Origin of the sequence: Vibrio kagoshimensis, from assembly GCF_050337535.1 — a bacterium.
Taxonomy (GTDB): domain Bacteria; phylum Pseudomonadota; class Gammaproteobacteria; order Enterobacterales; family Vibrionaceae; genus Vibrio; species Vibrio gallaecicus.
In genome coordinates, this window is the sequence record NZ_JAKJSZ010000004.1 from 89,876 (window position 1) to 105,144 (window position 15,269).

The window sequence follows — 15,269 nt, forward strand, 5'->3', positions numbered from 1 at the left end:
CCATCCTTACATTAATACTACGACTTCCCTCGCAGCAATCCATTAACAAGAGAGGTTTTATTGCTTCACAAAAATGTCATATAAGCCCCCTATGATAGTCGAAAATAATATTACTAGGAGTTGTTTATGTTACGAGTTGCACTTGCTTCTCTCTTAACCCTTGCCCTGTCTTCTCAGGTCATTCTTGCTCAAGAAACCAATATCTCAGGTTCAACTTCTGTTGCTAGAGTTATGGACGTACTAGCGGAAGAGTATAATAAAACTCACCCAAATAATTTCATCGCGGTACAAGGTATAGGTTCAACTGCCGGTATTACTATGGTGACAAAAGGTGTATCAGATTTAGGGATGAGCTCTCGTTATTTAACTGAGCGAGAACAAGGTGAGAAACTGGATGTTTTTCCAATTGCCTTCGATGGACTAGCGGTGGTTGTTAACCGTTCAAACAGCGTAAACAACATCTCTAGAAAGCAACTTTTCGACATATACAAAGGCAATATAACAAATTGGAAGCAAGTCGGTGGTGCAGACCAGGCTATTGCAGTGGTCACTCGTGAAGCATCTTCTGGCTCTCGTTACAGTTTTGAAAGCTTAATGGGGCTCACTAGAATTATTAACGATCGATTAGTATCCGATATCAACCCAAATAACCTTGTCGTTAACGGTAACAGTATGGTGAAAACCATTGTTAACCATAACCCTCACGCCATTGGCTTCGTTTCTGTTGGGTCAATCGACCGCTCAATTAAAGCCATCACTTTCGAAGGTATCACTCCAAGTTCTAAAAACATAGCGAACCACACTTACGAACTCGCTCGCCCATTCTTAATATTGCATCGTAAAGAAGCATTATCAAAAGAGAGTCTAAGTTTTATTAACTATGTGAAGTCACCTGAAGGTCAAAGTTTAATTGAAGAGTATGGCTATACGAAAGTTAAATAAGGCTGAACGAAAAGTCATTTAGCTTTAAGACATAAACGGTAGCGAATAAAAAAGGGAGAGCAATGTGCTCTCCCTTTTCGTTTTAATAATGTGTTATGACACAAGTTTAAAAGTGCAATTGAATCACTGAAACGACAACACAACCAGGGCGTCGAATACCTTCAATTTCTACCTTAATCTCACGTTCAATCTCTAAACCTTTCTTAATTGGTGTCACTTTCAATAGCGTACTCTTTGCTCGTACGTTATTACCTGATTTCACAGGGTAAGGAAAGCGAACTTGGTTCAAACCAAGGTTTACCACCATTTTAGCTGTCGGGAATTGAGAGTTTTCAGGGTCAACGCTATCTGTCAATTTTGGAAGCAAAGATAACGTTAGAAAACCATGAGCGATAGTCGTCTTAAAAGGAGAGTCAGTTTCAGCTTTGCTTGGATCAGTGTGGATCCACTGCATGTCTTCCGTTACTTGCCCAAACTGATCGATGCGTTCTTGGCTAACGTTCATCCAACCACCAGTATGGATAACCTTACCAATTTGCTCGCTTAACTTGTTAAACACAGCCTGCGCTTCTGGTTTGAGTTCGATCGGTTTTTCTACAGGTACTTCAATCTGAATATCAGGTTCATTGACTGCAGGCTTATGATGATCACGAACCCAAGCAAAGAAGTGACTATTTTGCGTGCGGTTCATGAAGTCACCCCAATACTCTTTTAGAGTAGGAGACATCCATTGCATAAACTCTGAGTGCTGTGCAGAAAAACTGTCGCCTCTATGTTTAAGTAAATCAATGACCTTCATAAGAACCTCAGTAGAAAAATATACTCTAATATAACGTTGTAATTTTGAAGCACTTCACACTAATCTGCAAACACTTTCGAGCCTACACCTGTTAGCTCAAACCTTATTAATAATTAAAAATCAACAAGATAACAATAAAACACCATTTTATTACAATGCTGTCATTAAAGTTTTAGCTCTATTTTTTAAGAACGAATAATTCTTTATTTATGACTTATTATTCTTTAAACGAATAATAAAGGCTTAACATTACGTCAAGCCTTTTAGTTATGACCTTACAAGTTATTACTCATCGTCTAGAGCAACTAACTTAGTATTGCCACCATGTGCTTTTTCTCGCTTACGTTGCACAAAAGCGTAGAAACCTGGAATTAAACATGTACCGGCGAGTAACACACAAAGTAAACCACCGATAAGTGAAATACCCAGGGAGTTTTGACTCACATGCCCCGCACCAGATGCAAAAATCAGCGGGAAAATACCTAGAATAAACGACCACGATGTCATGTTCACAGCTCGGAAACGTAAGGTACCTCCTTTGACTGCAGCGTCATCAATTGGAATGTCTTTTTCTTCACGTTCAACTTTTGCAAATTCAACGATAAGAATCGCGTTTTTCGCCGCCAAGGCTATCAACAAGACGAGACCAATTTGAGCATAAAGGTTCAGCGGTGTTCCCGTTATATTCAGCGCAAGGAATGAACCGAGAGTTGCAACAGGTACCACGAGTATAATCGCAAGTGGAATTGTCCAACTTTCATATTGAGCAACCATAAACAAGTAGATAAATATTAGCGCCAAAGCAAAAGCAAAAATCGCTTGGTTACCTGCTAGCACTTCCTGATAAGCCATACCAGTCCACTCATACTGGTAACCCTGAGGAAGCACTTCTGCAGCTACTCGTTCCATTGCAGCAATAGCATCGCCACTGGAGTAACCTGCTGCTGGTTGCCCTTGAATAACAGTACTGCGATACATGTTATATCGCCACGCTACATCTGGTTCAAAAATTTGATCGTAAGTCACTAATGTACTCAGTGGAATCATCTCACCACTTGAAGAGCGTACGTGGAAACGTTGTAAATCATCCATGCTGCTTCGATGTTCACTGTCAGCTTGCATCGTCACACGGAAATTTTTACCGAACATGGTAAAGTCATTCACATATAATGAACCTAAGTTACCTTGAAGCGTTTGGAAGATAGACGACAACGGGATACCTAACTGTTGCGCTTTCTCTCGATCAATATCGACATAGTAATGAGGTACATTGGCACGGAAAGTACTAAATGTTTGTGCAATTTCAGGCTGCTTATTTGCTTCTTGAATCACATCACCCATCACCATAGCTAAATCACTACGGCTTCTACCAAGCGTATCTTCTAGAACAAACTCAAACCCAGAAGCGGCACCCATACCTGGCACGGCTGGAGGTCCCATGGCAAAAACAATCGCTTCAGGGAGTTCTGTTGCAGCTCGTCTATTAATTCTTGAAGAAATAGCTTGAGCGGCATGCTCACCGTCTAAACCGTTCCTCGTCTCCCAATCATGTAGCTTAATGAACAACGATGCACCGTTCGATGCTGAAGCTCCTGTCATGAATGCATAGCCATTTACAAGCGTCGCACCATCAACACCAGGCTCTTCTTCCACCATTTTAAGCAATTGCTCCGTCACTTCCTCTGTACGAGACAGAGAAGCAGCATCAGGCAACTGAACATTAACCAGTAAAATACCTTTATCTTCTTGTGGTACAAATGCTGTTGAAGTGGTCTTCGCAAAATAAGTGACCGCAAGCAATGCAACGAAGAAGAAAGTCACGAGTAGGATACTTTTCTTAACCAAAAAGCCAGCAACCTGACCATACTTGGTCGTTACTTTATCTAACCCACGGTTAAATGTGGCATACCATTTTGATGTATTTCCACCGCCTTGCTTCAACACGAGTGAACATAGAGCTGGAGATAACGTCAATGCGTTAATAGAAGAGATCACAACCGCGATACAAATCGTTAATGCGAATTGTCGATACATGATACCCGTAATACCAGGCAACATCGCAACCGGGATAAACACAGCCAGCAATACTAGAGTTGATGTAACAATCGGACCCGTCACTTCTTTCATCGCAATTAGAGTAGCTTTACGCGGTGAAATGGTCGGATCTTTCGCCATTGTGGTGTCAACGTTTTCAATAACCAAAATGGCATCATCAACAACTATACCGATCGCCAAAATTAAGCCGAATAAAGTGACGGTATTTATGGTGAAACCTGTCATTTGCATAATGGCAAACGTACCAATCAAGGATACAGGTATAGCAACAACTGGAATTAGAGTGGCGCGAGCACTACCTAAGAAAAGGTAAGTCACCGCAATAACAAGTAGAATCGCTTCTATAAGCGTCTTAACAACCCCTTTAATCGACTCCGCAACAAACAAAGTTGTATCGTAGCTGGATTCATAAGCCACACCTTCAGGAAAGTTCTCACCCAACCTTTCAAGTGTTTCCATCACCGCTTTACCACTTTCCAGTGCATTTGCATCCGACTGAAGTGATAAGGTTACGATAGACGCATCTTGTCCACGGTATTTACCATTGCCATCATAGAATTTTTTACCCAATTCCACTCTCGCAACATCTTTCAAATAAACCGTTGAACCATCATGATCAGCTCGCAGTACTACATTTTCAAACTCGCTAGCGCTCTCTAAGCGTCCTTTTGTTACTAGGTTAAATTGCACTTCTTGTGGGTTGCTATAGGGAGCAGCACCAATTCGGCCGGCAGCAACTTGGACATTTTGTTCAGCAAGAGCTGAATAGACGTCAGAAGTCGTTAGCTTAAGGTTCGCCATTTTCTCGGGATCTAGCCAAACACGCATCGCGTATTCACCACCACCCAAAACATTCACTTCACTGATCCCGGTTACACGAGCCAGTTGGTCTTTAATGTTCAAGTTAACGTAGTTGATTAAGAACTTATCGTCATACTCACCATTTGGTGAATAGAAGTTGAGAACCATCAATAAGTCGGGTGAGCGCTTTTTCACTGTCACGCCGACCATGCGCACTTCTTGCGGTAGCTTAGATTCGATCTGAGCAACACGGTTTTGAACGTTGACTTGTGCCATATCTGGGTCAGTGCCCACATCAAACGTCACGTTCAAGTTATAAGAACCATCATTAGCACTTTTTGAAGACATATAGATCATATCTTCAACGCCATTTACTGAGGTTTCTATGGGGTCCGCTATGGCTTGCTCAACAACTTCCGCACTTGCACCTGTATAAAATGCAGAAACACTAACCGAAGGAGGGCTAATCTTGGGGTACTCAGCAACAGGTAAAATTGCTAACGAAATAGCACCGGCTAAAGTCAATATGATTGAAATAACCAGTGCGAATTTAGGTCTTTGAATAAAGAAACGACTTAACATAATTCAGCCTACTTTTTATTTGTCTGAAACTGGCTGTTGCTCTCGCACAGGCATACCATTACGCACTCGTTGCAGCCCTTGTGTAATCACTACATCGTCTGGAGTTAAACCAGAAGCAATAACTCCACCTTCGACTTGATGACCCATTTCAATATTGCGGCGTTCAGCTATTAACCCAGACTCGCCTTCAATAACCACCATCACAAAGTTACCCTCTAAGTCCGTTTGAACGGCTCTGCGCGGTACAGTCATCGCTTCAATTGGCTGCTTATCACGTAAGTTCACACGAACGTGTTGCCCAGGTAGAAGCTGTTGATTAGGGTTTTCTGTAATTGCACGCATTGCTAATGTGCCAGTATTCAGGTCAATTCGGTTTCCTAAAAAATCTAGTTGTCCTAAGTGTTCGTAGGCTGACCCATTTTCTAAGATGATCTCAACTTCAACGCCACTCGACTCGGAAGAGCCATCACCTTCGATCTGGTCTAGCCCTAGATTCAGGCGTTCACGCTCGCTGATACTAAATGAAGCATGGATGGGGTCTAAGCTTACCAACGTGGTTAATGCGCCAGAAGAAGGAGAAAGTAAATCACCTTGGCTTACTTTAGTGTCGCTAATTCGACCTGAGAACGGTGCCGTAATTTTGGTATGAGAAAGGTTAACATTTGCCAAATTTAGCTGTGCTTGACTAGATTCAAGTTGAGCCTGAGCTCCAAGCAATCCGGCAGTTAATGAATCAAATTCAGACTGAGAAATACTTCCTTTCGGTAGCAAGTTCTCACCTCGTTTGTAATCCAACTCAGCTTTCTTTAGTGAAGCTTTAGCTTGAGCTACAGATGCTTTCGCACTCGCGACTTGAGCTTCAAATGATGAAGGTTCAATCGTATAAAGTAACTGCCCTTTTTCTACCATTTGACCTTCGTTGAAATGGCGACCTTGTAGATACCCTGAGACTTGGGCTGTAATTGCTGTATCTTCAACCGCTTCAATACGCCCAACATAAGATTTGCTTTGTTGGTGAGAAATAACATTAACATCTTGCGTAACCACTAGGGGTAAAGGCGCTTGCTTATTTTGTGTGGAGTTGTCTCCACAACCAGCAAGAATCAACGAGCTTGCAATGACGGTGAATAGAATCTTTTTACGCATATGAATACCGATAAAAATAAGGAACAGGAATAATTACTTAATTTAATTAACGTGTTGCGTATAAATGTCCGAGTAATATCAGAAATCACATTTTAAAGTGTTTCTAACTATTAACAAAGATGAATAATAACAAGGCAGTTACCGCCAATTAACTAACGTAATCATTTTCCTTAAGGTATGATTGAATATGTAGCTAACAAATAATTTAAATTCAGTATTGAGGAAACACCGATGATTTCTAAATGGGCTAAGCGATTTTACCAGATGGCCGAGCTTGTAGGCTCATGGAGTAAAGACCCATCTACTCAGGTTGGTGCCGTAATCACTAAGCACAACCGTATTGTGTCAGTCGGCTTCAACGGCTACCCACACGGTGTATCAGACAGTGCGGATACTGATGATCGTGAAATGAAATATTTAAAAACACTTCACGCTGAAGAAAATGCGATCCTTTTTGCTAAACGAGATTTAGACAGCTGTGAAATCTGGGTTACTCATTTCCCTTGCCCAAATTGCGCCGCAAAGATCATCCAAACGGGCATATCTGCCGTACATTGCCCAGAGCAGAGTGAAGATTTCTTATCTCGCTGGGGGGATAAGATTAAAGTCAGCCAAGATATGTTTGAACAAGCAGGTGTGACTGTTGATTGGCTACCTTTAAACGAACTAGATTAATTCGATTGGAGTAATAGCTTCTCTACTTCGACATTACGAATAACGAAAGAAAAAGCCGAGCATTGAAATTCCAATGCTCGGCTTTTTTATAATCCTTTATCCGTTTTCTTTCTCTGGGAATGCCAAAGAATAGGCTTCCATAAAGTCTTTACGGATATCTTGCTCTAAGTGAGAGGCCTGCTCCGTGGGACAGAAAATCATGAAATGCATAACCTGCTCGCCCGTGGCACCACTGGTAATATGAATATGCGGCTCTGAACCAGGTAGATCAACGCCAGCATGTCTTTCAATAACACTGTTATAACGCCGTGCAACCTCGATGAACTCTTCACTGTGAGCTTCAATTTTTTCAATCAAATCTGGAATCATCGGATAAAGGTTTACAAAATTATTCACCACAATAGAAAAGTCATGGTAAACATAGCGCTTCATGAAGTTAAGATTCTTTACTGGGTAAGTAAAAAACATACTATTAGGTAAGGTCGCTGTTTTACCTGTGAAATGATATTGCCCGTGGTAAAGGTCTATTTCCTGAATAACCGTGGCCATTAGGTTGTGTTCAATCACTTCACCGCTGATTTTCCCTACTTCAATCCAATCACCAATACGAAATGAGCGAGAACTTGCACGTTGAATTGAGCCAGTAAAACACAAGATAATCTCTTTAGAAGCGACAACAATGGCAACAGCAATCGCAGTAACAGATAGAGCAAACTCGCTAATTTCTGACTTCCATAACACGAATAAGGTCACAACAATAATGGCAAACGTACCGTTTTTAGTTCGTGACATCCAATTGCGCTGCTCTTCAGATAAGAACGCTACGTCTCCTCGGATTTTAGACAAGGTGACTCTTCGCACTATCAAAATTAAGACAATAATAAGCGCACTAAAAATAAACTTATGAGCGAGTAAGAAATCAAACACTTGCCACAACTTTTCCATTATTAACTCCATTTGGCTCTACGACGCAGTGACGCATTAAAAAAGCGCTCAAGAAAGAAGCGCCTATTTTGTAATGACACAGGTTTTTAATGACACCGTTTTTTAATGACAAAAATAGCTATGCCAAGGCTATCATTTTATCTTTGCAGACGTAATAAATTGCCCAAAAGTTTCACACCAAATCACAACCGTATTGTACGCATTAAGATCTAGATCTTCAGGTAAACCAACCATAAAGCGATCAAACGTTTTCACCTCTCCAACTTGAAGCATTTCTTGCTTGCTGTCATTAAAAGCCTGTTCTGTTTCTATGAAGACTGGAGATAGATAGAGCCTATAGTCAGGTCCTGGAGCCAGTTCACCTTCAAAGGCAATAGCATTGTCACTAATAGAGACGACCCCCTCACCCCAATGTAGAAAATCACTGTCTTGCCTATCTTTACTGAACTCTCCAGTGTAGATAGCATGCTGACTAATACTTTGAACTGAATCCGAAGACGGAGAGTCTGGTTCGATTAGTATTGGCAAAGCATAAACACCTAACCCAAAACCAAAAGCACCCACAGCTAAGTGGGTGCAAAGTAAAAATAACTTTTTCATCGCTTACTCCCTTATTGCTTTTATTCAGTATTATTGATTCCTGAAAAAAATTCAAAAGGGAAAGCGTTTCATATCAATTAATTATCGATACGTAATTACTTACCATATCTAAATATTATGATTTATGGCTGTCAGTTTTTATGAATACTCACTCGAATGTGGTTGATAGCTCAAAGCCGTTTTTTGCGATAAAGCGACGATAACTTTTACAGCTTGTTCCATACCTTGAATAGTGATGAACTCATGGATGCCATGGAAGTTGTAACCGCCAGTAAATATATTCGGGCAAGGTAACCCCATAAAAGATAAGCGCGCTCCGTCTGTACCACCACGAATTGGTTTAATCATCGGTTCTACATCGCACTCAACCATCGCCTGTTTGGCAAGGTCAATAATATGTTGATGCGGTTCAACCATTTCTTTCATGTTGTAGTAGCTGTCTGATAACACCAACTCAACTCGACCTTTTTCTAACCGAGCATTCAGTTCATCAACTTTGTTTTGCATGAATGCTTTGCGCGCCTCTACACCTTCTCGTTCAAAATCACGAATAATATAACCAAGTTCAGATCGTGCTACGCCCATTTCTGCTGATTTGAGGTGATAAAAGCCTTCATAGCCTTCAGTACACTCAGGCGTTTCTTCAGCTGGCATCATTAATTGAAATTGAGCCGCAATGTTCATGGCGTTAACCATTTTATCTTTTGCAGTCCCTGGGTGAACATTCACTCCATGGCAAATCACATCAGCACTGGTCGCATTAAAGTTTTCAAATTCCAACTCGCCTACTGGTCCACCATCAATGGTGTAAGCCCACTCTGCACCAAACTTCTCAACATCGAATAAGTTAGCACCGCGCCCTATTTCTTCATCCGGAGTAAAACCAATGCAGATATCACCATGTTTGAGTTCAGGATGAGCGATCAGGTATGCAACAGCAGTAAGGATTTCAGCGATACCAGCTTTATTATCAGCGCCTAGCAAGGTTGTACCATCTGTAGTGATCAAGTCATGACCATGCAATGTGTTAAGATCTGGGTATTGTTCAGGAGTGAGTTTTTCACCGCTCGAACCAAGAAGGATATCTCCTCCTTGATAGTCTTTAATGACTTGTGGTGACACATTTTTACCAGATGCATCCGGCGCGGTATCCATATGAGCAACAAAGCCGATTGCAGGTACTGGGTAATCAACATTAGAAGGCAAGAAAGCCATCAGATATCCGTTAGCATCTAGAGATACATTCGATAAACCTAGAGTTTCTAACTCTAATTTAAGCGCATCTGCAAAGACCAATTGTCCAGAAGAACTCGGGCAATGTGGATTAGATGGGTCCGATTTAGTATCAAAAGTAACGTAGCGAAGGAAACGTTCAACAAGATTGTCCATGATTAATCTCACTTTGGAATATAGAAGGAACATTCACTGGTTATTAATTTTAGTTATGTGCCACCAGCAAAAAGAAAATTTATCTTACGCCCCTAAAACCTTAAGTTTTTGCTCTAAATCAGTTTTTTACTGATTCCCTCGAGATACCTATACTCAATGAAGAGGTGAACGTCAGCAATACAGCAACAGACGAATAAATCAGGATGATCATGACAATATCTACGCCCTCTATCTCAGCCTAAAAAAAACACAAAGTGGATGATGATCACATTTTTCAACTCCTGCATGATTCGTATACCGTTACATGAGGGTTCGTTATGACTATCAATAAATACTATGTTTTAGTTCCTCAACATTCTGAGGATTCGGTTCAACTAACCGATACTGATACAGATAAAGAGATCCAACGCCAAGAAGCTTTGAAGCAGGCACAAATCCAAGGTGGGTTTGACTCTTCAAACGATGCTTAATATTTCAAGCACGTCAGCGTAAATAAGTCTTAAATCCTCTCATAGCATGATGCGATGAGAGGGTTACTTCCCTCTCCTTAGTCACTAACGTCCAACCTCCTCTTAATCACTACTATCCAACTTATCCTTAAAATTCTTGAACTTTCTTAGCCATTCTACCGATTGGCTTTAGGCGATTTTTATTTACTTAATACCTAATAAATACTTAAACCCATTTAATATTTCGTACCCTGCCTTTGTTTTTTGTGTTAATTATTTGTATATGCATTTTTAATACTCCAGTTCACTTATCTGTAAGATTTGAACCAATGCTGGGGGTATATCGTTTATGGGAACCAAATAGAATGGATTATTCACCACTAGGAAGCAGCCAACTCTCTGTATCACGCATTTGTCTAGGCAGCATGACGTGGGGTCTTCAAAATACCCAGAAAGAAGCGGATCAGCAGATAGAGTTTGCTTTAAGCCAAGGCATCAACTTTATTGATACCGCCGAAATGTATGCAGTTCCACCATCGCCCGACACTTATGGTAAAACCGAAGCCATTATTGGCGATTGGCTTTCAAGAAACCCTCAGCGAAGAAGTGAAGTCATTATTGCATCTAAGATTGCTGGTCCTGGTCTTCCTTGGGTAAGAAATGGTGGACCAATTACAGGCGAAGCGGTAATCGCGGCTGTGGATGCTTCTTTAAAGCGATTACAAACCGATTACATCGATTTATATCAACTTCACTGGCCAAACCGAACGACCCCACATTTTGGTAAGCATACTCCAAATCACATCTCATTTTCTGACATAGACCGACACGCACATGAAGCTCAAATGCTAGAGATCCTTCAAGCACTTTCGGCTTGTATGAAAGCAGGAAAAATCCGTCACTGTGGCTTATCAGATGATTCTACTTGGGGCATTAATACGTATCTGAAACTCAGCAATAAACATGACTTGCCACGTATGGTGTCTATACAAAATGAATTCAGTCTATTACATACTAAAGATTGGCCGTACCTAATTGAGAACTGTGTCCATGAAGACATAGCCTATCTTCCTTGGTCTCCTTTAGCTGCGGGCATGCTAAGTGGTAAATATATTGATGGGGCACGACCAGAAGGAAGCCGATGGACATATATGCAGCGTAAAGGGATTTTCAGAGATACCGAAGCGGCAAATGAAGCAGTGAAAGGCTATGTTGAAGTCGCGAAAGCCCATGGCTATACCCCAAGCCAATTAGCGCTTGCATGGTGTAACCAAGTCGACGGTGTGACTTCTACAATCATAGGTGCAACAACGATGGATCAACTACGTGAGAATATTGCGGCATTCAGTAAGCCTTTATCGGAAGAGATACTCACAGATATCAACACAGTGTTTAAGCGCTACCCTGTGCCATATTAAACACTCGGTAGAGCTTAACCTTCTCGGTTCGGCATCACCTTAGATAAGTAAAGTTAGGTAAGAGCGTGCTATTTTGTACGCTTTTCTTTTTTAGTGGACCGCTTTGAATTATCACGCTTTTGGTTCTCTAACCTTTGCTCTATAATGCGCGGGCTTATATCTAGGATAAAAACATGATTTCAAAAAACCAGTTAAAACTCCTTCGCGCTTTGGGTCAAAAGAAACAGCGTAAAGCCCACGGCTTATTTTTAGTTCAAGGTGAAAAAAACGTTCTTGAGCTGTTCAATAGTGACTTAGTCGTGAAGAACGTCTTTGCTACCGCTGATTTCTTATCTGAAAATCATGCTTCACTGATTGAGTTTGATTGTGTTGAAGCCTCACTAGATGACCTGACTAAAGCAAGCACATTAGTCAGTAACAATGCAGCCATCGCAGTGGTTGAAATACCATCATTTGATCTTCCTAAAGCGCAAGGCTTAATGATCGCTTTAGATGGCGTTTCTGACCCGGGTAATCTAGGTACGATCATCCGTGTAGCCGATTGGTATGGCATTAAACACATTGTCGCTAGTAGTGACTGTGCTGATCCTTATAACCCTAAAACGATCAGCGCAACAATGGGCAGTTTTGGCCGTGTTCACGTCAGTCAAACCGATTTACCTAGCTACTTAAACCAAGCTAATCTACCGATTTACGGTGCTTTCCTTGAAGGTACTAGCACCCACAAAACTGAATTCTCCGCTGACGGAATTTTATTAATGGGAAGTGAATCTCATGGTATTCGAGAAGAAGCCGCTAAATTCGTCACCGACAAAATTACTATACCTGCATTTGGCGGAGCTGAGTCTTTAAATGTGGCAATGGCAACTGGCATCATTTTAGATAACATTCGTCGCCAGCATAGCGAGTAGCCAACTTCTAACGTTGAGTAGGAAAACCAGCCGACTCATTGCTTGTATGGCTGATGTTTGTGCTTCATAGCTTATTATTGTGTTTAATAAGCTATAAGCCTCCACCTCTATAAATACACTTTTGGTATTTCTACCCTTTGCACTTCACCTTCTTCAGATTTACCTTCTAAGACTCATGCCTATAATCATAGGGTATCGATTTGCCAGCCTTCTCTTCTTGTATGCCAAACAAGAAGTGACACTGCAACTTATATAATTATTTGAGGATTATCCCGGATTGCATTTCACATCAACTTTATTGATAATAAAAACCATTATCAATAAAAGTAAAGAATGTATGTTTCTCACTAATGGTTTTGCCTCACCCGAAAGTTCTTCTCAAATATCTTCCAATGCAGATCCTATATCATTACTTGTGGTTGAAGATGACATAGCACTAAATGAGCAACTCACCGATTTACTTCGGGCAAAGCAATACAAAGTGACAAACGTTACCTGTGGTTCACAAGCTCTAGATCACCTGCAACAATCACAGTACGACTTAGTTTTACTTGATGTTGATGTACCTAATATTGATGGCTTCAGCCTATTAAACTTTATCAATGCAAATGCTAAGACCCCTGTCATTATTCTTACTGCACATGGCGCTGAAGAACATCGAATACGGGGCTTTCAATCCGGTGCCGATGACTACATCTCTAAGCCTTGTAGCTTTACTGAAATTAGCTTGAGAATTGAAGCGGTATTAAGAAGAACAAAACCAACAGCATCTACAACTTCTCATAACATTTTGCGCTACCAAGAATTGGAGCTAAACAGGCTCGAACAGACTGTTGAAATCAATAACACTCAATCACACTCATCTAATAAACCGATTCAATTCACGCCTACACAATTCAAATTGCTATGGGTACTTATGCAAAATGCAGGATCGGTGCAAACCAAACCTTATTTATATCAAGCCGTTCTCGAAAGAAACTTCAGCCAATATGACCGCAGTTTAGATATGCATTTAAGCCGGGTTCGAAAGCGTTTAATTGCAGATGGAATGGCAGCAGATCGAATTCAAACTGTTCACGGGAAAGGGTATATTCTGAAATGAAGAAGCTACTCTTTTGGCGTTTATTCATCGTGTTATCTTTAGGCGTTGTGATCTTTTTTTCTTTACTACAAAGTGTTGCCATACTCTCGAATGAGAAAATGAGTTACCTCAAAAAGTCCCATCAGCAAGAGTTACTTAATTGGGGGAATACAGCACAGCAATATGTTAAAAACAAAAAATTCAAAGAGTTAGATACTTGGATTAATAAACTCTCTGAAACAGAGAACACTTGGGTTACTGTTGTTCAGTCCGATATTCAAGTACTCGCCGGCAACACTCTTAGCGAGCGATTTTGGGAAGGCTATGGAATTGGGCGTAATGTAGAATGGAAAATACACTTAGATTTTCCAAATAATCCCATCATGGAAATTGCTCTTACACCACGAGATCATCATTTCCTCATCCTACTCCCTGATCGAATGCGCCCAGGCACTTATATGTCGCATGCCTTCTGGCTATTTCGCGTGATTATTCCTTTTACCGCCCTTCTTGCATTAACCATTTATTTATACCGCTACGTTATGCGCCCTTTGCAGCATTTCCATCGTGCAACACAAGAGTTCAGTAAAGGTAACTTTAATGCACGAATTGGTGATCACCTCGTTTTAGGATCGGATGAGATAAGCCTAGTTGCAAAGACATTTGATCATATGGCAGAACGAACTTCTAATATCATTGAACATAATCGAAATTTATTATCGGATATGTCCCATGAAATTCGAACTCCGATCGCAAGAGTTGAAATGGCTCTAGATTGCATTGATCAGAATATCAAACCTGATCTTATGCTTGAACGTATAAAAAACGAAACTCAAAACATGCGAATGCTTGCAGAGGATACACTCACTTTAGCGTGGATTGAAAATGAACGCCCCGACTTACGACAAGAGTCATTTGACCTAACAGAGCTTATCGACGCTATCATCGATGATGCTTCATTTGAGTACCCGAATAGAATTATCGATGTTCAATCGGTTGATCACCTCCACCTTTCTTACTCCAACCAAAGGGCACTAGGGCAAGCGCTTGAAAACATTCTACGCAATGGCTTACGTTATACTCCGGAGCAGGAAACATTAACTGTCAATATTCAAAAGGTGGGAAAAAAAGCTCAAGTGACTTTCACTGACAGTGGTCCAGGTATTGAACCTATTTTCTATGACAAAATTTTTACTCCATTCTTTAAAACCCCGACCCAAGTAGGCACGAGAAAAGGGTTTGGTGTGGGTTTAGCGCTTGCTAAGCGACATATAGAAGCTGTTCATGGCACAGTCACAGCAAGAAATGCCCCAGATAAAGGGCTATGTATTAGCGTTTTACTTCCAAGTTAATGGAAATGCCTACATGCTTTGAAAATATCTACATATAGTGAAAGCATATGGATATGGATATGGATATGGATATGGATATGGATATGGAAAGTATCTAAGTATGGTGAGATAAGCCTTAAGTATT

The 15,269-nt window shown here is 40.8% G+C and carries 13 protein-coding genes; 7 read left to right on the plus strand and 6 right to left on the minus strand.

What is annotated here, in order from left to right; genetic code table 11:
- Positions 1-126: 126 nt before the first annotated feature.
- Positions 127-942 (plus strand): phosphate ABC transporter substrate-binding protein, encoded by an 816-nt coding sequence (locus L4C37_RS03970; RefSeq protein ID WP_429767942.1) that lies wholly within the window; start codon positions 127-129, stop codon positions 940-942.
- Positions 943-1,048: 106 nt separating this feature from the next.
- Here the strand turns inward: L4C37_RS03970 and L4C37_RS03975 are convergent, their stop codons facing one another.
- From L4C37_RS03975 to L4C37_RS03985, 3 genes are all read right to left on the minus strand, one after another.
- Positions 1,049-1,741, minus strand: a complete 693-nt coding sequence (locus L4C37_RS03975) for a MaoC family dehydratase (RefSeq protein ID WP_429767943.1) — start codon at positions 1,739-1,741, stop codon at positions 1,049-1,051.
- 285 nt (positions 1,742-2,026) lie between these two features.
- Positions 2,027-5,179 (minus strand): efflux RND transporter permease subunit, encoded by a 3,153-nt coding sequence (locus tag L4C37_RS03980; protein ID WP_429767944.1) that lies wholly within the window; start codon positions 5,177-5,179, stop codon positions 2,027-2,029.
- Between the two features lie 15 nt (positions 5,180-5,194).
- Entirely contained in the window at positions 5,195-6,325 is a 1,131-nt protein-coding gene (locus L4C37_RS03985; protein ID WP_273295606.1) for an efflux RND transporter periplasmic adaptor subunit, read from the minus strand.
- Positions 6,326-6,556: 231 nt separating this feature from the next.
- On the opposite strand from L4C37_RS03985, the gene L4C37_RS03990 reads away from it, so the two are divergent.
- Positions 6,557-7,000, plus strand: coding sequence for a dCMP deaminase family protein (locus L4C37_RS03990; protein WP_137373782.1), 444 nt, complete (start codon positions 6,557-6,559; stop codon positions 6,998-7,000).
- A gap of 96 nt (positions 7,001-7,096) precedes the next feature.
- On the opposite strand, the gene L4C37_RS03995 is transcribed toward L4C37_RS03990, so the two are convergent.
- From L4C37_RS03995 to pepT, 3 genes are all read right to left on the minus strand, one after another.
- Positions 7,097-7,945 carry a mechanosensitive ion channel family protein gene (locus L4C37_RS03995; protein WP_429767945.1) on the minus strand — a complete coding sequence of 283 codons (849 nt, stop codon included), beginning with the start codon at positions 7,943-7,945 and terminating at the stop codon, positions 7,097-7,099.
- A gap of 132 nt (positions 7,946-8,077) precedes the next feature.
- On the minus strand, positions 8,078-8,545 hold the full coding sequence (locus L4C37_RS04000; RefSeq protein ID WP_137373780.1) for a DM13 domain-containing protein: 468 nt from the start codon (positions 8,543-8,545) through the stop codon (positions 8,078-8,080).
- Positions 8,546-8,683: 138 nt separating this feature from the next.
- On the minus strand, positions 8,684-9,934 hold the full coding sequence (gene pepT, locus L4C37_RS04005) for a peptidase T (protein ID WP_429767946.1): 1,251 nt from the start codon (positions 9,932-9,934) through the stop codon (positions 8,684-8,686).
- A 317-nt stretch (positions 9,935-10,251) separates the two neighbouring features.
- Between pepT and L4C37_RS04010 the strand changes: the two genes are divergently transcribed.
- From L4C37_RS04010 to L4C37_RS04030, 5 genes are all read left to right on the plus strand, one after another.
- Positions 10,252-10,404, plus strand: a complete 153-nt coding sequence (locus L4C37_RS04010) for a hypothetical protein (RefSeq protein ID WP_167494040.1) — start codon at positions 10,252-10,254, stop codon at positions 10,402-10,404.
- A 344-nt stretch (positions 10,405-10,748) separates the two neighbouring features.
- A complete protein-coding gene (locus L4C37_RS04015) occupies positions 10,749-11,801 on the plus strand; it encodes an aldo/keto reductase (protein WP_429767947.1) in 1,053 nt (350 codons plus the stop codon).
- 173 nt (positions 11,802-11,974) lie between these two features.
- A complete protein-coding gene (locus tag L4C37_RS04020) occupies positions 11,975-12,712 on the plus strand; it encodes an RNA methyltransferase (RefSeq protein ID WP_137373777.1) in 738 nt (245 codons plus the stop codon).
- A gap of 337 nt (positions 12,713-13,049) precedes the next feature.
- Positions 13,050-13,814 (plus strand): response regulator transcription factor, encoded by a 765-nt coding sequence (locus L4C37_RS04025; RefSeq protein WP_429767948.1) that lies wholly within the window; start codon positions 13,050-13,052, stop codon positions 13,812-13,814.
- Positions 13,811-15,145 (plus strand): sensor histidine kinase, encoded by a 1,335-nt coding sequence (locus L4C37_RS04030; protein WP_429767949.1) that lies wholly within the window; start codon positions 13,811-13,813, stop codon positions 15,143-15,145. Before L4C37_RS04025 ends, L4C37_RS04030 begins: the two co-directional genes overlap by 4 nt.
- The last annotated feature ends 124 nt before the right edge of the window (positions 15,146-15,269 follow it).